The following is a 20,591-nucleotide window of genomic DNA, read 5'->3' on the forward strand; positions in this document are numbered from 1 at the left end:
CTACTTTTGCGGCCATGGCTTTTACTTTTTTTAAGGACTATCTGTTACACCGCCTCAGCGCCAAAAGCAGGCATGGTACACATTCTCCATTTGTTTATAAACTTGCTGATGAAGTTATTTATGATAAACGTCGGTATGAAGATTATCATATCATCGAGGCACAGCGTAAACGACTATTGAAAGATGATTCCATGGTTCAGGTAACAGACCTTGGTGCCGGATCTCATTTGAACAAGGATCGGACCAAAAAAGTTAAACAAATCGCGAAGAATGCCCTCAAGAGTCCGGCGCTGGCACAGCTCATTTTCAGACTTGCAAAATTCAACAAGCCCAAGCTGATCATTGAGTTAGGCACCTGTCTTGGCATTACGACTTCCTATTTATCTAAAGCTGCTCCCAAGGCAAAAGTGATTACGATTGAAGGCTGCCCACAAACCGCTGCGGTAGCTGGAAAGAACTTCGAGGAACTGCAGCTGAAAAACATCAGACTGGAGGTTGGCAACTTCGATCATATCCTTCCAGGTATTCTGGATGCCCAGCAAGAGCTGGATTTTGTTTATATTGATGGGAACCACCGCAAGGATGCAACTTTGAATTACTTCAAATGGTGTTTACCCAAGGTTCACGAAAACTCCATGTTGATCTTCGACGACATTTACTGGAGTGCAGGTATGAAAGAAGCCTGGGCAGAGATTAAGGCACATCCGCAGGTGACAGTTACAGTCGACTTATTCTGGATTGGACTGGTGTTTTTCAAGAAAGGGCAGGCTCGTCAGGATTTCAAATTAAAAGTCTAAGTATAAATTATTGAAAAGCAGGTATATGCCCGGCTTAACTATTAAAAAATATTTGTCTATTTTTGCACTTTAATAAAAAGACCAAGAATGAGTACAACTAGAGGACCTATATCACAATTTTTAGAAACCAATTATCTTCATTTTAATGCTGCCGCTTTGATGGACGCTGCTAAAGGATATGAGCAGCACTTAGAGGAAGGTGGAAAAATGATGATCACCCTAGCGGGTGCAATGAGTACTGCTGAGTTGGGTATTTCACTAGCTGAAATGATCCGTCAGGATAAAGTAGCCATTATTTCCTGTACAGGTGCAAACCTGGAAGAGGACATCATGAACCTTGTTGCACATTCACACTATAAAAGAGTTCCAAACTATAGAGACCTTAGTCCACAGGACGAATGGGATCTTTTAGAGAACCATTACAACCGTGTTACCGATACCTGTATTCCGGAAGAAGAAGCTTTCCGTAGGTTACAGAAACACATACATAAGATATGGAAAGATGCTGACAATGCAGGTGAGCGCTATTTTCCACATGAATTTATGTACAAGATGCTGTTGAGTGGTGATTTGGAACAATACTATGAAATTGATCCAAAAAATTCATGGATGCTTGCAGCTGCCGAGAAAAACCTTCCGATCGTAGTACCGGGCTGGGAAGACTCTACTATGGGTAATATCTTCGCGTCGTACGTGATGAAAGGGGAGTTAAAAGCCAGCACCATGAAAAGCGGTATCGAGTATATGGGATGGCTTGCAGACTGGTATATCAACAACAGTGCTGGTAAGGGCATTGGCTTCTTCCAGGTTGGTGGCGGTATCGCTGGCGATTTCCCGATCTGCGTTGTTCCAATGTTATATCAGGATATGGAGATGCCGAATATTCCATTCTGGAGTTACTTCTGCCAGATCTCAGATTCGACTACATCTTACGGTTCTTACTCCGGTGCTGTACCGAATGAAAAGATCACTTGGGGTAAATTAGATATCAATACACCTAAGTTTATTGTGGAGTCTGATGCGACAATTGTAGTGCCTTTAATATTCGCATGGATACTAAAAAAGTAATTTAAAATATCAAAATCTAGCGTCTGGTTTTCAGGCGTTGCGAAAATCAGCAAGTACAAAAAATTGCTGATTTTCGTGCTTTAAAGGCATTTTATGGCCTAGTTTAGAATGATTATAAATTGAAAATGCTGTCATTAATTTGTCATTGGTATACTAATAAACTTTACTTTTGTTCACGTTTTGATAGTTAGGCATTCGTTTAAATATCAAGATCAATCATACAGTTTTAATTAAAAGCATTAAAATACTCATTATGAGGAATATCTCATTGATCATTAGAAGAGTTTGGAAGTCCGCATTCATGTTTACGGCTCTATCTGTTTTAATAGTTTCTGGTTCAAAAGCACAAGATGTTACAGAGGGAAGGACAATCTTTAAGGAGCGTTGTACTTCATGTCACGCTTTAGATCGTGATTTAGTTGGTCCTGCATTACAGCCGATCGTAGGTTCAAAAGATGAAGCATTTTTAATCAAATGGATCAACAACGCGCCTGCATTAATTGCATCTGGAGATAAAGAAGCTGTTGAAGCTTCGAAATGGAATCCAAATGCGGAGATGACTGCATTCCCGACTTTAACTGAAGTTCAGATTAAAAGTATTCTTGCTTATGTAAAAGCAGGTGAGCCTAAGAAAGAGGGTGAGGCTGCTGGTGCTGCTGCACAACAGGAAGTGTCTAGCTTCTCTATTGCAGGGGTGATCGCAGTGATCTTGATCTCTATTGTTGTGTTGGTGGTATTAGCCCGCGCAATCAAGATGCTTGAGCGCCTGATTCTACAGAAACAAGGTGTTGTCATTGTAGAAGCTGAAAAGGTGCCTTTATTACAAGGTATCGGTCAGTTGTTTAAAAACAAGAAGTTTATCTTCTTCTTTATCCTGTGTATAGTAGCTACGCTAAGTACATTCGGATGGATGGGTATGTGGAATACAGGTGTTCACACGGGTTACCAACCGGTTCAGCCGATCAAGTTCTCTCACGAGTTACACGCAGGTGTTAACCAGATTGACTGTCAATACTGTCACTCTGGTGCATTCAAGTCTAAGAATGCAACCATTCCATCATTGAACGTATGTATGAACTGTCACAAAGCGGTTCAGGGCAGAGACAACAACGATGGAAACATTTCTCCGGAAATTCAGAAGATCTATAATGCTCTAGGTTACGATGCAGATAAAATGTCGTACGATAAATCTAAAGAGAAGCCGGTTGAGTGGGTTCGTGTTCACAATCTTCCAGATTTCGCTTACTTCAACCACTCACAACACGTTGTAGTAGGTGAGCAGGCGATCCGTAAAGAAAAAGGTTTACAACCAAATGAGCCAGTATGTTTTGCATGCCACGGTCCGGTTGATACCATGGAAGAAATTTATCAATATTCACCTTTGACGATGAAATGGTGTATTAACTGCCACAGGGAAGCCGAGCTGGACGTTAAGGACAATGGCTACTATACTAAGATTATAGAAGCACATGAGAAAATCAAAAAAGGCGAGAAAATTACCCCAGCATCACTTGGTGGTCTGGAGTGTGGTAAATGTCATTATTAATAGAGTTTAGTTAAGAACGTTCGATTAACAGTAATATAGCTTAAATGGAAAGCAATAAAAAATACTGGAAAGGCTTAGAGGAGTTTAAAAGCACTCCCGAATTTGTTGAAAGCAACAAAAACGAATTTGCTGAGCCCCTTCCAATAGAAGATGTTTTAAATGAAGCAGGATTAAGTACGGTAACTCCGCGCCGCGACTTTTTAAAGGCGCTTGGTTTCGGTCTTGGTGCAGTAACGCTTGCTGCTTGTCAGCCTGCGCCTATTCACAAGTCTATTCCGTACCTAGTAAAGCCGGAAGATGTAATTCCTGGAATACCTAACTATTATGTATCTAGTTTTAACGGACAGAGTGTATTGGTGAAAACCAGAGAAGGTCGTCCGATTAAGATTGAACCAAATCCAAATGCTGGTGTTTACAGCCAGGGTACCAACCCACAAGCGCAGGCATCTGTGTTGGATCTGTACGACATCTCTAAATTAAAAGCACCAGTACTGAAGAACCAGGAAACTACCTGGTCTAAAGTTGATGCTTATGTTAAGGCGGAACTTTCAAAAGTTCAGGCATCTGGTAAAAAGATCCGTATTGTTTCTTCGAGCGTAAACAGCCCGTCAACACTTGCGGTGATCGCGGATTTCATCAAAACCTACCCGAACACTGCACACATCCAATATGATCCGGTTTCTTATACTGGTATCATTAAGGCAAATGAGAATAGCTTTGGTAAAGCTGTTCTTCCAAAATATAACTTTGATAAAGCGGATCTGATCGTAAGTTTCGGTGCCGATTTCCTTGGTACCTGGATCAGCGGTGAAGAATTTACTTCACAGTATGTATCCAACAGGAACAACACCAGCTTATCAAAAGGTAAAATGTCGCGCCACATTCAGTTTGAGGCTGGCATGAGCCTAACTGGTACCAACGCGGATACACGTCTTCCAATTAAATTGTCGGAAGAAGGTCCTGCTTTGATTACCTTATATAATGCGATTACCGGAAATAACCTTGCTGGTGGTGTATTGCCAAACAATACTGCTGCGGAGAAAGCAATTAAGTTAGCTGGTAAGGAGCTTGCACAAATGAAAGGCCGCGGTCTGGTTGTTTGTGGTTCTAATGATGTTTCAACACAAATTCTGGTTAATGCTATCAACTCCGCTATTGGAAGTTATGGTACAACCATCGATTTAGATACACCTTGCAGACGCTATGCAGGTAACGATGCTGCTTATGCAGAATTCGTTAACGAAGTAAACAGAGGAGAAGTTGGTGCGGTGTTCGTATTGAACGCAAATCCTGCTTACGATTCTTTCAATGCTAAGGCATTTGCTGACGGCATGAAGAAAGTTCCATTGAAAGTTTCTTTCGCTGACAGAGCTGATGAGACTGCTGCTTTCTGTGATGTTATTGCAATCAATCAAAACTACCTGGAGTCATGGGGTGATGCAAGCGTTTACGACGGATACTATACCATCGTTCAGCCTACCATTAACCCGATCTTCAATTCAAGACAGGCAGAGCAGAGCTTATTGATCTGGTCTAACAATCCTGTTGTAGAATACTACCAGTATGTTCGTAACAACTGGGAGAAAAATGTACTGCCTTTATTTGGTAAGAGCTGGAACGATGTGTTACAGTCTGGCGTAGTGTATGCAGCGGTTCCAAAGCCAGCTGGTACATACACCTTCAACATGTCGCTTGCTTCTGTAGTACCATCTGTTTTAAATACAAGCAAAGCACTTGCAAAAGACATCGAGTTGCATATCTATGAGAACAATGCAATTGGTGATGGTCGTTTTGCTAATAACGCCTACCTGCAGGAGTTACCAGATTCAGTTACCAAAGTAACCTGGGATAACTACATTGCAATGGCACCTAAGTTTGCAGAGAAATTAGGTTACAACGAATTTGACGTTGTTTCTGTTAAAGCTGCAAACGGTTATACTGTAGAGCTTCCTGTTTTGATCCAGCCTGGTCAGGCTATCGGTACTGCTTCTATCGCATTAGGTTACGGTAGGTCTAAAGCAGGTGCTGCTGGTAATGCGGTGGGTCAGAATGCTTATCCTTTCCTTTCGTTCAACAATGGTACCCGTCAGTATGCGGCAAACGTGACCACCGAGAAGACTGGTAGCAGACATGAGCTTGCTCAAACGCAAACCCACCACTCTTTCGAGGGACGTAACATCATCCGTGAAGCAACCTTCCAGGAATTCGTTAAGAATCCTGCTGCAGGATCTGGTAACCACGGTGAGAAGCATAAGACCTACGATATGTGGGATACGTTTGAAAGACCTGGACACAACTGGGTTATGGCGATCGACTTAAATGCTTGTACCGGTTGCGGTTCATGTATCGTTGCTTGTAACGTAGAAAACAACATTCCTGTTGTTGGTCGTGATGAGGTTAGAAAACGCAGAGAGATGCACTGGATCCGGATTGACCGTTACTATACGGTAAATGATGGTGACAGAAAAGTAACTGAGGAACATGAAGTAGAGGAACTTGACAACCTGGACAATGTTTCTGTAGTTCACCAGGTGATGTTATGTCAGCACTGTGAGCACGCACCATGTGAGACAGTTTGTCCGGTACTTGCTACCGTACACTCTTCAGATGGTTTAAACCACATGGCTTACAACCGTTGCGTTGGTACCCGTTACTGTGCGAACAACTGTCCGTATAAAGTACGTCGTTTCAACTGGTTTAACTACTGGAATGATTCACGTTTCGATAATTATCTGAACAATGAGTTTACACAGTTGGTTCTGAATCCAGATGTAACTGCTCGTTCAAGAGGGGTTATGGAGAAATGTTCGATGTGTATTCAAAGAATCCAAACCGGAAGATTAGAAGCGAAGTTGGAGAAACGTGCTTTAAGAGATGGCGACATCAAAATGGCATGTCAGCAAGCTTGTCCGGCAAACGCGATCATTTTCGGTGATGGCAACGATCCAGAATCTGAAGTTTCAAAAGCATTACGCAGTGAGCGTGTTTACTATGTGCTTGAAGAGATTAACACGCAGCCTGGAGTAGGATACATGACAAAAATTAGAAATACAGGTACAACAATACAAGCGTAAGCTGATATTAAAGAAAATAAATTATGTCAGGACATAAGGAATCAATATTAAGAGAGCCATTAATCACCGGTAATGATATCACGTTTGCTAAGATCACAGACGATATTTTAACACCGGTAGAGAACAAGCCGAACAAGGCATGGTGGATAGGATTTATCATTTCAGCATTAGGCGCGTTATTATGGGTGTTTGCTGTAAGTTACACCTTCTGGAATGGTATCGGATCCTGGGGTCTGAACAAAACAGTAGGATGGGCATGGGACATCACCGGATTCGTTTGGTGGGTTGGTATTGGTCACGCCGGTACACTGATCTCAGCGGTACTATTACTTTTCCGCCAGAACTGGAGGAACTCCATTAACCGTTCGGCAGAGGCGATGACGATCTTCGCGGTTATCTGTGCGGCAACCTACGTTGTGTCACACATGGGTAGACCATGGTTAGCATACTGGGTACTTCCATTGCCAAACCAGTTCGGTTCACTATGGGTTAACTTTAACTCACCACTGGTATGGGATATGTTCGCGATCTCGACTTACTTCTCTGTATCATTATTATTCTGGTACACTGGTTTACTTCCGGATATTGCAACCATCCGTGACCGTGCGGTAGGTGTAAGACGCAGAATCTACTCTATCCTTTCTTTTGGATGGACTGGTAACGTAAAAACTTGGCAGCGTTTTGAGGCGGTGTCTCTGATCCTTGCAGGTATTGCAACGCCACTTGTACTTTCTGTACACACGATTGTATCCATGGACTTTGCAACATCCGTGATTCCAGGATGGCACACCACGATCTTCCCGCCATACTTCGTTGCGGGTGCGATCTTCTCGGGATTTGCGATGGTACAAACGCTATTGTTGATCACCCGTAAAGTATTGGGCTTAGAAAACTACATTACCATGTTCCACATTGAGTCGATGAACAAGATTATCCTTGTTACCGGATCAATCGTAGGTGTGGCTTACTTAACAGAGTTCTTTATCGCTTACTACTCACAAGTAGAATACGAACAATATACTTTTATGACCAGGTTTACCGGTCCTTACTGGTGGGCTGCTTGTATGATGTATGGCTGTAACATCCTGATGACCCAGTTAATGTGGTTCAAAAAGGTTAGAACAAACATTCCATTGTCATGGGTACTATCAATCATCGTTAACATCGGTATGTGGTTCGAGCGTTTTGTGATCATCGTGATTTCATTACACCGTGACTACCTTCCGTCTAGCTGGGCGATGTTCTACCCAACATGGGTTGACGTGGCGGTATTCGTTGGATCGATTGGTTTATTCTTTACCTTATTCCTGTTGTTCTTAAGGGTTATGCCTTCAATTGCGATGGCAGAGGTGAAATTACTGCTGAAAACAGCAAGTGAGCAGTCTAAAATGGAACAGATCAAAGAAGGTCATGTTAGCAAGGAATACGTAGCAGAATACGTAGACTCTTTAGAGAAGTTTGATAGTGTTAATCAAGAACAATACGCAAAATTATAACAATGGGTAATATCAAATATATATTAGGCAGTTTTGGTGATCCTGACGAAATGATGCATGGCATTGATAAGTTGCAGGAGAACAACATAAAGATACATGATGTGTATACGCCTATGCCGATCCACGGTATTGAAGCCAAACTTGGTGTGAAAAGATCAAGACTGGATATCGCCGCATTCTTCTTCGGAATTACCGGAACCATCACCATGCTGTCTTTCGTGTATTACGCTGCAGCAGTTGACTGGCCTATTAATATCGGTGGTAAGCCACACTTTGCATTGCCGGATTTTATTCCAATTACTTTCGAGTTAACCATTCTGTTTTGTGCGTTTGGTTTGGTTGGATCCTACTATGCATCCTCACACATGTTCCCGGGAAGAGCACCTAGAGTGATGGACCTAAGAGCAACGGACGATAGATTTATCATTGCGATTGATGCTGCACAGAATCCGGAACACAGTAAAATAGATAATTTATTAAAAGAAGCAGGCGCTTTAGAGATAAAATATAACGAAAGAAAGTATGTTAGCTATGAATAAAAATAAGATAGTTTACGCCGCGTTTTTTGCCTTAGCTTTTGTTGCATCACTTTCTTCATGTGATAACAAGCGGAGCACCGGCCTGGAGTTTGCGAGAAACATGTATGATCCGCTGGCACCTGACTATGATAAGCCGAACAAGAACTTTGCAAACGGCATGACAGCACAAACGCCGCCACCTAACACCGAGCCAATTGGTTTTGTACGTTACGAATACGCAAATACCAAAGAAGGTTATGAAGCTGCCGGTCGCGAGCTTGTTAATCCATTGGAAGCGAATGACCAAAACCTGTTGTCCGGTAAAAAATACTACACTGTATTTTGTGGCCCTTGCCATGGTGAGGAAGGTGATGGAAAAGGTCACCTGGTGAAGATCGAAAAGTACAGTGGTGTACCTTCATACCACGGTGATGCTGCATCTTCAAGAGGTGGACTGATGAAAGACCTTAGTGCAGGTAAAATCTACCATACCATTATGTATGGTTTAAATAACATGGGTTCACATGCCTCGCAATTAACTCCTGAAGAGCGTTGGAGAGTGGTGATGTGGGTTCAGAGATTACAACAAAAATAAATAATAGAAAAGCAAGAGATAAATGGGAACTCATAATTATAATTTTACTGAGCAGTTCGAATTTACGGGCAAACCAAAAATGTTAAGCATTATTGGTATCGTTATCGGATTGGCTGCAATTGGATATGGTCTTTCCGATCATGAACTTCATGAAAGGACATTTGCAAACCTGTTATTAATGGGCTACTACTTTGCATTCGTTTGCATGTCGGGGGCTTTTTTCCTGGCCTTGCAATACGTTGCACAGGCTGGATGGTCGGCTTCGATTCTTCGTGTACCGCAAGCAATGGCAAGAACATTGCCTTTGGCTGCTGTGGTATTGGTACTGATCATTGGTGCTGGTCTATACACCCATAACTTGTACCACCACTGGAATGCACCAGGACTTACCGATCCAAGCTCTGAGCATTATGATAAACTTATTGCTGGTAAATCAGACTTCTTGAACATACCGTTCTTCATGGCCCGTGAAATTGTTTTCCTAGCCATTTACAGCTTCTTTGCCGTAATGTTTGCTAAGAACTCTGTGAATGAGGATTTAGAGGGTGGCTTGAACTACTACAACAAGAACTTTAAGTCCGCAGTAGTTTTCCTTGCACTTTATGGTTTCACGACACCAATCTTTGCTTTTGACACCATCATGTCTATTGAGGCACACTGGTTCTCTACCATGTTCGGTTGGTATAACTTCGCTTCGATGTGGGTTTCCTGCTTAGCAATCATCGCCGTAGTTTTAATTCTGCTGAAGAAATCAGGCTACATGCCATGGGTGAACAACAGTCACCTGCATAACCTGGGACAGTTTATCTTTGGCTTCTCGATCTTCTGGACTTACACCTGGTTCTGTCAGTTCTTACTGATCTACTATGCGAACATGCCGGAAGAGACCGTTTACTTCTACAAACGTCTTGAATACTATAAGTTTTGGTTCTACCTGAACTTACTATTAAACTTCCTTGTACCGGTGTTCTTGTTAATGGACAGAGACAATAAGCGTAGTGAAAATGTACTTCTAACCGTATCCATCCTTATTATTTGTGGACACTGGGTAGATTTATATCAAATGATTATGCCTGGTTCTGTGGAAAGCCACAATGGTTTTGGATTTATTGAAGTAGGTATAGCAGCTGGTTTTATTGGATTGTTTACCTTTGCAGTATTAAGTGCTTTAAGCAAGCAGCCGTTAGTCGCTAAGAACCACCCGTTCTTAGAGGAGAGTTTGAATCATCATTTGTAAGGTGTTCATTTTAAGAATAAATATATTATAGTACTTGAAGTACAACATACTACTTTTAAGAAAATGAGTCTAAAAAATTTAATAAGTAAAAAGACATTTGCGGGTCTGGCGGTTATGTTAACTGCATTTGTAAATACCACCAGTGTATTTGCACAGGAAGCCGCCGCTGCTGCTGCAACTACGGCCAAAACTGTGGACATGGGGCCTATTTATAAATCTACGTTATTCTATGTCCTGCTATTCTTGTTGCTATGCTTATTTGTAGCTATAGTTGGAAAGGCACTCCGGGTTTATGAATTGACCCGTACTGCACAAGATAAACCTGAGGGTATTAACTGGGATAGTGTCAATGCGGTATTATTCCTTTTGTTCCTGATTGTAGGTCTATATGGCGTATACTGGGAATACACCGTTCACGGCAAGATGATCCTGCCGGAAGCTGCTTCCGTAGATGGTGCGGAGATCGACAAGATGTTCAACATCACTTTGATCATCACCACCATCGTGTTCATCGGTACCCACATTCTACTGTTTCTTTTTTCTTTCTTTTACAAATACAACGCAAACAGAAGGGCATACTTTTACCCGCATAACAATACCATCGAGAAAATCTGGACCATTATTCCAGCTTTAGTATTATCGGTGTTGGTTGTAATGGGTTTCATCACCTGGAGAACGATCTTCTACAAGGTTGTGGATCCAAACAACAAGCCATTAAACATTGAAGTTACTGCACAACAGTTTGCCTGGTACGTAAGATATCCGGGAGCTGACGGTGTTGTAGGTGTGAAGAACTACAAAATGGTTACTGGTCTGAATACTTTAGGTATCGACTTCAAGGACAAAAACAACCTTGATGACCAGAATGCTGAAGAGATTGTAATTCCGGTGAACAAACCAGTTCGTTTCGCAATCAACTCTAAGGATGTTATCCACGGTTTTTATATGCCACACTTCCGTGTTCAGATTCTAGCGAACCCGGGTATGATGACTTACTTTGAGTTCACACCAACCATTACGACTACAGACATGCAGGCTAAAACCAATGATCCTGCATTCAAATATGTATTGCTTTGTTCGCAAATTTGCGGTTCAGGACACTACAACATGCAACGTACCGTTAGGGTTGTTAGTCAGGAAGAATATGATGAGTGGATTACGCAACAGCCTACTTACATTAACAATGACTTAAGAAAGCAATTTAACTTGCCTGTGATTGCTGAGCCTGCGACTCCTGCACCAGCTCCGGCACCGACTCCTGGTCCGGGTCCGGATTCTCTTGGAACTGACAGTGGTGCTGTTAGAAAAACTGATTTGGCCAAATTAAATTAACATACTGGATAGTAATATTATGTCAACGATAACTTTACACGATACGCATAAACATGATGGTCATGATGCTCACGGGCATGAACATCACAAAGAAACATTCTTAACAAAGTATGTTTTTAGTCAGGATCACAAGATGATCGCCAAGCAGTTTTTGATCACTGGTATCATCATGGCTGTAATTGCGATGATCCTGTCCATTCTTTTCCGTCTGCAGTTAGCATGGCCTGATCAAAGTTTTCCTTTGTTGGAGACTTTCTTAGGTAAATGGGCTGAGGGTGGTCGAATTAAGCCCGAGTTTTATCTCGCCCTGGTTACCATACACGGTACCATCATGGTATTCTTTGTATTAACCGCCGGTTTATCTGGTACCTTCAGTAACTTACTGATCCCCTTACAACTTGGTGCACGTGATATGGCATCGCCATTGATGAACATGTTATCTTACTGGTTGTTCTTAGGTGCTTGTTTGGTCATGATGGGTTCATTCTTTGTACAAACTGGTCCTGCGAGTGCTGGATGGACGATCTATCCGCCACTGTCTGCTTTGCCTAAAACCATCTCTGGATCGGGTACTGGTATGACCATGTGGTTGATCAGTATGGTTATGTTCGTTGCATCCCAGCTTATTGGTGGTATCAACTACGTAAGTACGATCTTAAACATGCGTACTAAAGGTATGGACCTTTGGAAAATGCCATTAACCATCTGGGCTTTATTCTTAACCGCGGTTTTGGGTATCTTGTCTTTCCCGGTATTGGTAGCTGGTGTTGTATTATTGATTTTCGACAGAAGCTTCGGTACAAGTTTCTACCTTTCTGATATTGTTATTGGTTCTCAGGTACTACCTAACGAAGGTGGTTCTCCGATCCTTTGGCAGCACTTATTCTGGTTCCTTGGTCACCCGGAGGTATACATCGTAATTATGCCTGCTTTGGGTATCTCTTCTGAGGTTATCGCTGTAAACTCCAGAAAACCAATTTTTGGTTACCATGCGATGGTTTACTCTTTGATCGGTATCATGGTGTTATCGTTCATCGTTTGGGGTCACCACATGTTCGTAACCGGTATGAACCCGCTACTTGGTGGTGTGTTTATGATCACAACCTTGATTATTGCGGTACCATCTGCGATTAAGACCTTTAACTACCTGGCGACGCTATGGAGAGGTAACATCCGTTTTACGCCTGCGATGTTGTTCGCAATCGGTATGGTTTCTTTCTTTATCTCTGGTGGTTTAACTGGTATCTTCTTAGGAAACGCGTCTTTGGATATTAACCTTCACAATACTTACTTCGTAGTTGCTCACTTCCACCTGGTAATGGGTTCGGCTGCGATCTTTGGTATGCTTGCAGGTGTTTACCACTGGTTCCCTAAAATGTTCGGAAGATTGATGAATCCTAAATTGGCGTTCCTTCACTTCTGGATTACATTTGCTTGTGCTTACCTGGTATTCTTCCCATTACACTTCTTAGGACTTGATGGTGTTCCACGTCGTTACTATGCATTTACTGAATTCGAGTTTATGCAGAAATGGGTTACCGTAAACGTATTGGTTACCTGGGCTGCGATTGTTGCTGCATTGGCACAGGTTGCATTCCTTTTCAACTTCTTCTATTCGATCTTCAAAGGAAAACGTACTACACAAAACCCTTGGGGTGCGAATACTTTAGAATGGACCACCCCAGTTGAGCACTTACATGGTAACTGGCCAGGAGAGATCCCAACCGTTTACCGTTGGCCTTATGATTATAGTAAGCCAGGTGCTGAGGAAGATTTCATTCCGCAGACCGTACCTTTCTCTCAAACCATGAGCTCTAACGTACCGCATGATTTCGACGGTAATGCAGAGGCAGAGCGTATCCAGGAAGAATGGATGGCTAAGCAAGAGAAAGCCGAGCGCGAAAAAGTTGACTAACAACAAATAGTCTTTGAAACATATTTTTGGGGTATCTGCTTGAGTCTATACTCATACAGATACCTCAATTTTTTTAACCCCACTTCAAGCATGATTTCAAAATCTGAACGAAGATTTGTCAGGCTAAACCGCTTCACGATTATATTTACACTGCTGCTGATTCTCGCAGGAGGAATTGTTAGAAGTACCGGCTCCGGAATGGGCTGTCCCGACTGGCCAAAGTGTTTTGGGCAGTATATACCACCAACATCTATTGACCAGCTGCCGCTGGGCTATGAGCACCACTACATCGAAGAAAGGGTAAAGAAGAACGAACGTTTTGCCCGCTCCCTGGAGAAGCTTGGGAAGGTAGAGCTGGCGAAGAAAATTCGCGAGGATAAGACCCTGGTTCAACCGGAATCATTCAATGCCTCGAAGACCTGGACAGAATACATCAACAGGCTTACAGGCGCTATAACCGGGTTATTATTGCTGGCAATTGCTGCTTGTTCTTTCATTTACAGGAAGACTGCGACCAGAATTTTCGTACTTAGCATAATCAACCTGTTCGTGGTTGTGTTTCAGGCCTGGTTGGGCTCTATCGTGGTTTCCACAAACCTTCTTGCCTGGGTAGTAACCGTCCATATGTTGCTGGCACTTGTGCTACTGGCCATCCTGGTGTACACCTACGATTACGCCAATCAGCGACTTAAAGCGCCTGTGGTGGTTATTTCTAAAGTTGGCTGGTTGAAAGTCTTGATCTTTGTAGCCATAGCAGTAAACGTTTACCAGATCGTGCTTGGTACGGAGGTAAGGGAGCAGATTGATTTTATTTCCAAGAGTCTGGGTTATCAGAACCGTCCGGTTTGGGTGAGTAAGGTTGGAAGTCTTTTTGATAACCACCGGACTTTAGGCATTATTGTATCTGTACTTTGTGTACTGATCTACAAGTTTGTGATGGACAAGTTCGGGGGGAAAGAAACTGCAATAAAAGTTAGCAATTCCATTATAATTGTTTTGCTTGTTCAAATGGTAACTGGCTTTTTATTGTCTAACTTTGCGCTGCCGCCCTTCGCTCAGGCAATGCATATTTTGTTTTCAACTACATTATTCACCTTACAATACTACTTGTATCTGCTTGTTTACCGGGCTAATACTTACAATCAATAACATTACAGACATTGAAACAATTCTTCGCAGATTTCTCAAAACTAATTAAGCTTCGACTGACTTTCCTTGTTGTTTTTTCAGCTTCGGTCACTTTTCTGATGGGCTCTAAGATGCAGGTTGCAAGGGGCGAGATTGATGGTATTGCCTGGGGAAACTGGTTGATCCTGATTGTTGGAGGATTTTTCGTCACTGGCGCTGCAAACTGCTTCAATGAGATCATCGAAAAGGATCTGGATAAGCTGATGACGCGTACCAAAGACCGTCCGATGCCTGCAGGCCGGATGACTACAGGGCAGGGCCTGGTTTCTGGCTTACTCATGGGGATGTTCGGCACTTGGCTTCTAGGTAAATTAAACCTGGAGACAGGACTACTTTCTGTATTTTCCATCCTGCTTTATGCATTTGCTTATACGCCGATGAAGCGGAAGTCGCCCATCGCTGTTTTTATTGGTGCCATTCCCGGCGCATTACCACCGTTGATCGGCTACCTTGCCGCACTGGGTCATGCAACGAACTTCCTGCCTATAGACTATCAGGTTGCGGTTATTTTATTCCTGGTACAGTTCGTATGGCAGTTCCCGCATTTTTGGGCCATTGCATGGGTATTGGACGACGACTACAAGAAAGCAGGTTTCCGTTTACTTCCAACAACAAAACGCGACAAGATCAGTGCTTTCATCACGCTGCTCAGTACGATCATTCTAATTCCAGTGAGCCTGATGCCAACCTTCTACGGTTTTGGCGGCATTTATGTGGCGATTATTTCGGTTGCCATTGGAGTATGGTTTATGTACACTGCGCTAAAGCTGTTTTTAAAACAGGACCTGGAGAGTGCAAGAAAGGTCATGTTTGCTTCGTTTATCTATTTGCCGGTGGCACAGCTGGCACTTTTGTTTGATTTTATAATAAAATAATACATGGTACAATCACTTAATCATCAAGAGGCGAATTCCAATTATAAAGCTAAGAAGTTTATAATCTGGTTATTCGTCGTTTCGTCTACCATCATGTTTGCAGGCTGGACGAGTTATTACATTGTATTTGCGGCTTCTAAGTCAAAGGGTCATGGTTTGGTGTTGCCAGACATGTTTCTTTACAGCACCGCAGTACTTTTAGTCAGCAGCATCTGTCTTTTCTTAGCGGCACGCGCATTCAGGAACGGTCAGGTGAGTTCGCAGAAAACATTCCTTTGGGCAACGCTGTTACTTGGGATAGTTTTTGGCTATCTGCAGGTGGAAGCTTGGGTAAGTCTATATCAGAGCGGTGCATTTCTGGTGAATAATAACGCTGCAATTTCCCTGATTTATATTGTATCAGGAATTCACTTGCTGCATATTTTCGCAGGCTTGTTATTGATTTTGAGTACACTTCTGGGCGCTTACGGGAAAATTTCTACAGAGCGTTTACAGTTCAGAATGGAGGTTTCTTCCATATTCTGGCATTTTATAGATATATTATGGATATATCTGTATGTTTTTTTACTTTTGAACAGTTAGACTTTTTAACAAACTATTACAAACTTTAAAATGGATTCATTATCACAATTAGATCAGGTAAAAACTACTCCGTGGAGCGGTGGCCGTTCACCGTGGTCAGTAGAGTACGGCAAAATAATGATGTGGTTTTTCTTACTATCAGATGCCTTTACTTTCTCCGCATTATTAGTTTACTATGGTGCTCAACGTTTCTCAAAATTTACCTGGCCTGATCCTGATTTGGTTTTCCAGTCTATCCCTGGTGTAACAGATAGCGGCGCACCATTGGTATTCGTAGGTATCATGACCTTCATCCTGATCATGAGCTCTGTAACGATGGTACTTGCAGTAGAGGCAGGTCACAGAAATTCCAAGAAAGAAGTTATTGGCTGGATGGTTGCAACCGTGATCGGTGGTTTCATGTTCCTGGGATGTCAGGCATTAGAGTGGACACACCTGTTCCATGAAGGCTTTGGCTGGGGTGAAATTCCTCCTGCTGAACACTTACAGCACTTCTTTGATGGCGAGGTTTCTACAGTAGCTACACAGCAATTCTCAAACCTGTTCTTTACCATCACCGGTTTCCATGGTTTCCACGTATTTACTGGTGTTGTACTAAACGTGATCATCCTTTGCATGACTATTGCAGGTGTATTTGAAAGACGCGGACATTACCTTATGGTGGAGAAAGTTGGTTTATACTGGCACTTCGTTGACCTTGTTTGGGTATTCGTATTTACATTCTTCTATCTAATCTAATTTATAAAACATTATGTCCGAACACATACATACTACTGATGGCCATGCTCACGGCGAGCATGAGGGTCTAACTAAGAAAAAGATCTGGCAGGTATTCGGGATCCTTTTATTGATCACCGTTGTAGAATTCTTCATCGCCCTTTGGGTATTGCCTCACGGTTATATGTCCCACATGGTTGGTAACATCATCTACATTGGCCTGACCATTTTAAAAGCGTTTTACATTGTAGCCTACTTCATGCACTTGAAATATGAGAAGCTGGGACTGCAACTATCGCTTACCGTAACCTTTATATTTATTATCTATTTCATTGTGCTCTTGTTGATTGAAGGTGGTTACCTACAGTTGCATATGCCATTCCAATAATGAAATTATTTCCAATAAAGAAGATCTTAATCCTGGTAACCATATTAGCGGTACCAGGATTTTTGTATTATTTACTACAGGATAAAGGTAAAAATCGATACAAACCGCTGCCGTTCTTCGGTCCTAAAGTGGTTGCAAATACCTTTCATAGTGTTCGTGGTAAAGAAATCCCAGACACCATTTATCATCAGGTGCAGAACTACCAGCTGCAAAATCAGGCTGGAGATTCTATTAGCCTGGATGCCTATAAAGGGAAGGTGGTTATCTTAAGCTTATTTCATACCGCTGGGAATACTTATGGCGTGGATTTCACCAACAAGGCCGTGAAGGCCTATCTAGCAAACTATGGCGACAATGAAATCCTGAAGTTTGTAAGCATCAGTATCGATCCAACAAATGACCGACCAGCATTGCTGAAAGATTATGCACAAACCATTGGTGCCAAAGCTGGCAAATGGGATCTGCTAACCGGTGATAGTACACAGGTTTTTGACCTGCTGAACAAACAACTCTTCGTGGATGCGCACAAAGTAATGGAAAATGGCAAGCCAAAGTTCATCTACAGCAACATGTTCGTACTGCTAGACACCCAACGCCGCATCCGCGGTTATTACGAAGCTACTAATCAGCTAGCCTTATCTAAACTCGACGACGAGATCCGGGTGCTCATTACCGAAGAGCTCCGTAACATGAAAGACGGCAGATAATTACTAACACAAGAAAATGAATCTAACTGATAAACTATTTTTAAGGCTGGTATGGGTTGTAACAGCAGTTGTGCTCATCGTTGTAATTGCGTTGAAGCTTGTACCACCACCAACTACCGTTCCCTCGTTTCTATATATCTTACCGCACGTAATCGGAGGCATAAACGCTACCTGCGCGGTGCTGTTGGTGTTATCCTTGATCTTCATTCGTCGTAAGAATATACCGGCCCACAAGATCACCAATATCATAACTTTCATCCTCTCCGCAATCTTCCTGATCTTTTATATTCTGTTTCACCTTTACGTGAAGGATACCAAGTTTGGCGATGTAGACCATGATGGTCTATTGTCGGCAACTGAAGCCGCTGCAGTAGGGGCCGTACGGTATGTTTACTACTTTATTCTGCTAACCCATATTTTGCTCGCCATCGTAGTTCTGCCATTAATTCTGGTGAGCTTCTTCAGGGGCTTGAATATGCAGGTGGAAAAGCACCGAAAGATTGTGAGATGGTCCTATCCGGTATGGCTATACGTTGCCGTATCTGGCGTGCTGGTTTACCTGATGATTTCACCATATTACAATTTTTAATTTCCCCAATCGTTTAGTACATATATTTGTTATTATAAATGGCCACTGCTACTGGTCGTTTGATCTTAGACAAATGCAATACACCTCAAGCCTACAGTTATGAAAAAAGCGCTGCTGCTCATCCTTCTCGTTTTCAGCTTGACTGCCGTAAATATTCCTGTGAGTACTGCTCAATGTGCCATGTGCTCGATCAATGCTGACCAAGGTATCGAGAATGGAAATACACAGACCAAAGGAATTAACGCCGGTGTACTTAGCCTTTTGGCTGCACCTTTCCTGTTGATGGGTGGAATAGGTATCCTGTGGTACCGCAAATACAAAGAGCCACGCACCAGCAATCCCTTATGATCCGGCCGGAGACGCTTAATTTTTTAAAGGAGTTAATCGAAAATAACGACCGCAACTGGTTTGCTGCGCACAAGGATGAATATGAAGCTGCTAAAGCTGACGTCCTGCATTTTATCAGCTTGCTGATTCCGCTGCTGGCCACGGTCGATCCGGCATTTCCAAAAGATAGTCTGCCGAAGAAACACCTGCTTCGTATCTATCGGGACATTCGCTTCAGTAAAGACAAAAGACCTTATAAGAATAATTTCGGGATCTATTTTTCCGTGATCGGAAAGAACGGAAATGAACCCGGTTATTACATCAACTTAGCACCTGGAAACTGCTTCTTCGCAGCAGGCTACTGGATGCCAGGTGCAGAAGATCTGAAGAAAATCCGTGAAGAGATTGATTACAATCAGGATGAGTTCTTAGAGATCATCAATAACGATGGGTTTAAATCGCTTTTCAAGCTTGATGAAACTGACTCGCTCAAGAAGGCTCCTAAAGGTTATCCTACAGATCATCCCCTCATCGATGTACTTAAGCTAAAAAGCCTTACCGCAATTTATCCAATCGCCGATAAAGACTTCTTCAAAGCGGATATTACTGAAAAAATACATGAAGCTTTTAAGCAAATCTATCCATTTATGTTATTTTTGAGAACCGCCATTGCAAGCTAGTACCTGCATGGCTATTGTTTGCAGGTCCTGATTTAACATCATGATTAGAACAGGATCTGAACGGAACTCAATTTATTAACCGCCGCAAGGCTTAATCACATCAAATGAGAAAAATCACTACGCTTTTAGCCGTTCTATTATTTTGTAGCGCATTTGTTTCCTGTAAAGTGATGTCCATGAAGGAATACAGGCGACTACTTGCCAGACAGGACTCTTTAAATACAGGTCTTTCTGGTGCACAGCAAAGCAATGAAAGTCTTGAAAACCGGATATCCAAGCTGCGTAAAGACACCGCAGATCTAAATGGTAAATTAGCCGACCTAAGAGCGAAATACGACGATATGGATGCCAATTACACCAAGCTGCGCAGCAATAGCTCAACGGAGATCAACAAGCTTTCTGCAGACCTTAAAAAACGTGAGCAGCGTTTAAAAGAAGTGGAAGAGGTATTGCGTAAACGTGATGAGGCTACCAACCAGCTCAAAGAAAAGTTACAACAAGCTTTACTTGGCTTCACCAAAAGCGGTTTAACGGTGGAGATTAAAAACGGAAAAGTATATGTATCACTTACCGACAAGCTATTATTCCCTTCCGGTAGTATCATCATCGATGAAAAAGGCCGTCAGGCTTTAACACAGCTTGCTGCTGTATTGAAAGAACAGCCGGAGATCAACATCGCTGTTGAGGGGCACACCGACAACCAAAAAGTAAATAACCTGGGCCAGATCAAAGACAACTGGGATCTAAGCGTATTAAGATCTACCTCAGTAGTGCGCTTCCTTACCGAAACGGGCAAGGTAGAAAACGTTAGAATGACCGCCACCGGTAAAGGCGAGTTCCAACCGCTAGAGAGTAACGCCTCAGCAGAGGGTAGAAGCAAAAACCGCCGTATCGAGATCGTACTTTCACCAAAATTGGATGAGTTATACGACTTGATCAAGCAATAGCAACGCTAAGTTT

General features: G+C 42.5%; 20 protein-coding genes. All 20 read left to right on the forward strand.

Going from position 1 to position 20,591, the window contains the following annotated elements; translation table 11 throughout:
• Positions 1-14: 14 nt before the first annotated feature.
• The 20 genes from AC5WJX_RS07560 (at position 15) to AC5WJX_RS07655 (ending at position 20,578) form a co-directional block, all read left to right on the forward strand.
• Positions 15-797 carry an O-methyltransferase gene (locus tag AC5WJX_RS07560; RefSeq protein WP_494484038.1) on the forward strand — a complete coding sequence of 261 codons (783 nt, stop codon included), beginning with the start codon at positions 15-17 and terminating at the stop codon, positions 795-797.
• A gap of 87 nt (positions 798-884) precedes the next feature.
• Positions 885-1,865, forward strand: a complete 981-nt coding sequence (locus AC5WJX_RS07565) for a deoxyhypusine synthase family protein (protein WP_440428308.1) — start codon at positions 885-887, stop codon at positions 1,863-1,865.
• A 253-nt stretch (positions 1,866-2,118) separates the two neighbouring features.
• A complete protein-coding gene (locus AC5WJX_RS07570; protein ID WP_494484039.1) occupies positions 2,119-3,411 on the forward strand; it encodes a c-type cytochrome in 1,293 nt (430 codons plus the stop codon).
• 44 nt (positions 3,412-3,455) lie between these two features.
• Positions 3,456-6,485, forward strand: a complete 3,030-nt coding sequence (locus tag AC5WJX_RS07575; protein WP_494484040.1) for a TAT-variant-translocated molybdopterin oxidoreductase — start codon at positions 3,456-3,458, stop codon at positions 6,483-6,485.
• Between the two features lie 23 nt (positions 6,486-6,508).
• Positions 6,509-7,981 (forward strand): NrfD/PsrC family molybdoenzyme membrane anchor subunit, encoded by a 1,473-nt coding sequence (gene nrfD / locus AC5WJX_RS07580; protein WP_440428305.1) that lies wholly within the window; start codon positions 6,509-6,511, stop codon positions 7,979-7,981.
• Between the two features lie 2 nt (positions 7,982-7,983).
• The gene (locus AC5WJX_RS07585; protein ID WP_440428304.1) at positions 7,984-8,520 is read left to right on the forward strand and encodes a DUF3341 domain-containing protein; all 537 of its coding nucleotides are present in this window, start codon (positions 7,984-7,986) and stop codon (positions 8,518-8,520) included.
• The gene (locus AC5WJX_RS07590) at positions 8,513-9,094 is read left to right on the forward strand and encodes a c-type cytochrome (RefSeq protein WP_440428303.1); all 582 of its coding nucleotides are present in this window, start codon (positions 8,513-8,515) and stop codon (positions 9,092-9,094) included. The genes AC5WJX_RS07585 and AC5WJX_RS07590 overlap by 8 nt, the downstream gene beginning before the upstream one ends.
• A 22-nt stretch (positions 9,095-9,116) precedes the next feature.
• Entirely contained in the window at positions 9,117-10,331 is a 1,215-nt protein-coding gene (locus AC5WJX_RS07595) for a quinol:cytochrome C oxidoreductase (protein ID WP_494484041.1), read from the forward strand.
• A 63-nt stretch (positions 10,332-10,394) separates the two neighbouring features.
• Positions 10,395-11,663, forward strand: a complete 1,269-nt coding sequence (locus tag AC5WJX_RS07600) for a cytochrome c oxidase subunit II (RefSeq protein ID WP_440428301.1) — start codon at positions 10,395-10,397, stop codon at positions 11,661-11,663.
• Positions 11,664-11,682: 19 nt separating this feature from the next.
• Positions 11,683-13,578 carry a cytochrome c oxidase subunit I gene (locus AC5WJX_RS07605; RefSeq protein ID WP_494484042.1) on the forward strand — a complete coding sequence of 632 codons (1,896 nt, stop codon included), beginning with the start codon at positions 11,683-11,685 and terminating at the stop codon, positions 13,576-13,578.
• Positions 13,579-13,668: 90 nt separating this feature from the next.
• Positions 13,669-14,727, forward strand: a complete 1,059-nt coding sequence (locus tag AC5WJX_RS07610) for a COX15/CtaA family protein (RefSeq protein WP_494484043.1) — start codon at positions 13,669-13,671, stop codon at positions 14,725-14,727.
• Between the two features lie 11 nt (positions 14,728-14,738).
• Complete coding sequence (gene cyoE / locus AC5WJX_RS07615; protein WP_440428298.1) at positions 14,739-15,641, forward strand: heme o synthase; 903 nt, start codon at positions 14,739-14,741, stop codon at positions 15,639-15,641.
• Between the two features lie 3 nt (positions 15,642-15,644).
• Complete coding sequence (locus AC5WJX_RS07620) at positions 15,645-16,223, forward strand: cytochrome c oxidase subunit 3 (RefSeq protein ID WP_494484044.1); 579 nt, start codon at positions 15,645-15,647, stop codon at positions 16,221-16,223.
• A gap of 30 nt (positions 16,224-16,253) precedes the next feature.
• Entirely contained in the window at positions 16,254-16,961 is a 708-nt protein-coding gene (locus AC5WJX_RS07625; RefSeq protein WP_440428296.1) for a cytochrome c oxidase subunit 3, read from the forward strand.
• 13 nt (positions 16,962-16,974) lie between these two features.
• Positions 16,975-17,328: a cytochrome C oxidase subunit IV family protein gene (locus AC5WJX_RS07630; RefSeq protein WP_494484045.1), complete on the forward strand. Its 354-nt coding sequence runs from the start codon at positions 16,975-16,977 to the stop codon at positions 17,326-17,328.
• Positions 17,328-18,035 (forward strand): SCO family protein, encoded by a 708-nt coding sequence (locus AC5WJX_RS07635; protein ID WP_494484046.1) that lies wholly within the window; start codon positions 17,328-17,330, stop codon positions 18,033-18,035. Before AC5WJX_RS07630 ends, AC5WJX_RS07635 begins: the two co-directional genes overlap by 1 nt.
• 16 nt (positions 18,036-18,051) lie before the next feature.
• Positions 18,052-18,624, forward strand: coding sequence for a DUF420 domain-containing protein (locus tag AC5WJX_RS07640; RefSeq protein ID WP_494484047.1), 573 nt, complete (start codon positions 18,052-18,054; stop codon positions 18,622-18,624).
• A gap of 99 nt (positions 18,625-18,723) precedes the next feature.
• The gene (locus AC5WJX_RS07645) at positions 18,724-18,972 is read left to right on the forward strand and encodes a hypothetical protein (protein WP_440428292.1); all 249 of its coding nucleotides are present in this window, start codon (positions 18,724-18,726) and stop codon (positions 18,970-18,972) included.
• A complete protein-coding gene (locus AC5WJX_RS07650; RefSeq protein WP_494484048.1) occupies positions 18,969-19,631 on the forward strand; it encodes a DUF2461 domain-containing protein in 663 nt (220 codons plus the stop codon). Before AC5WJX_RS07645 ends, AC5WJX_RS07650 begins: the two co-directional genes overlap by 4 nt.
• Before the next feature lie 104 nt (positions 19,632-19,735).
• On the forward strand, positions 19,736-20,578 hold the full coding sequence (locus AC5WJX_RS07655) for an OmpA/MotB family protein (RefSeq protein ID WP_494484049.1): 843 nt from the start codon (positions 19,736-19,738) through the stop codon (positions 20,576-20,578).
• The last annotated feature ends 13 nt before the right edge of the window (positions 20,579-20,591 follow it).

Source organism: Pedobacter sp. NEAU-ZC8 (genome assembly GCF_059278965.1).

Bases quoted from the DNA above. Each gene is read 5' to 3' on its own strand.
- AC5WJX_RS07585 (WP_440428304.1), top strand. From the start codon at position 7,984: ATGGGTAATATCAAATATATATTAGGCAGTTTTGGTGATCCTGACGAA.
- AC5WJX_RS07655 (WP_494484049.1), top strand. From the start codon at position 19,736: ATGAGAAAAATCACTACGCTTTTAGCCGTTCTATTATTTTGTAGCGCA.
- AC5WJX_RS07570 (WP_494484039.1), top strand. From the start codon at position 2,119: ATGAGGAATATCTCATTGATCATTAGAAGAGTTTGGAAGTCCGCATTC.
- AC5WJX_RS07645 (WP_440428292.1), top strand. From the start codon at position 18,724: ATGAAAAAAGCGCTGCTGCTCATCCTTCTCGTTTTCAGCTTGACTGCC.
- AC5WJX_RS07625 (WP_440428296.1), top strand. From the start codon at position 16,254: ATGGATTCATTATCACAATTAGATCAGGTAAAAACTACTCCGTGGAGC.
- AC5WJX_RS07575 (WP_494484040.1), top strand. From the start codon at position 3,456: ATGGAAAGCAATAAAAAATACTGGAAAGGCTTAGAGGAGTTTAAAAGC.
- nrfD (WP_440428305.1), top strand. From the start codon at position 6,509: ATGTCAGGACATAAGGAATCAATATTAAGAGAGCCATTAATCACCGGT.
- AC5WJX_RS07620 (WP_494484044.1), top strand. From the start codon at position 15,645: ATGGTACAATCACTTAATCATCAAGAGGCGAATTCCAATTATAAAGCT.
- AC5WJX_RS07640 (WP_494484047.1), top strand. From the start codon at position 18,052: ATGAATCTAACTGATAAACTATTTTTAAGGCTGGTATGGGTTGTAACA.
- AC5WJX_RS07560 (WP_494484038.1), top strand. From the start codon at position 15: ATGGCTTTTACTTTTTTTAAGGACTATCTGTTACACCGCCTCAGCGCC.
- AC5WJX_RS07630 (WP_494484045.1), top strand. From the start codon at position 16,975: ATGTCCGAACACATACATACTACTGATGGCCATGCTCACGGCGAGCAT.
- AC5WJX_RS07610 (WP_494484043.1), top strand. From the start codon at position 13,669: ATGATTTCAAAATCTGAACGAAGATTTGTCAGGCTAAACCGCTTCACG.
- AC5WJX_RS07650 (WP_494484048.1), top strand. From the start codon at position 18,969: ATGATCCGGCCGGAGACGCTTAATTTTTTAAAGGAGTTAATCGAAAAT.
- AC5WJX_RS07605 (WP_494484042.1), top strand. From the start codon at position 11,683: ATGTCAACGATAACTTTACACGATACGCATAAACATGATGGTCATGAT.
- AC5WJX_RS07595 (WP_494484041.1), top strand. From the start codon at position 9,117: ATGGGAACTCATAATTATAATTTTACTGAGCAGTTCGAATTTACGGGC.
- AC5WJX_RS07590 (WP_440428303.1), top strand. From the start codon at position 8,513: ATGAATAAAAATAAGATAGTTTACGCCGCGTTTTTTGCCTTAGCTTTT.
- AC5WJX_RS07565 (WP_440428308.1), top strand. From the start codon at position 885: ATGAGTACAACTAGAGGACCTATATCACAATTTTTAGAAACCAATTAT.
- AC5WJX_RS07600 (WP_440428301.1), top strand. From the start codon at position 10,395: ATGAGTCTAAAAAATTTAATAAGTAAAAAGACATTTGCGGGTCTGGCG.
- AC5WJX_RS07635 (WP_494484046.1), top strand. From the start codon at position 17,328: ATGAAATTATTTCCAATAAAGAAGATCTTAATCCTGGTAACCATATTA.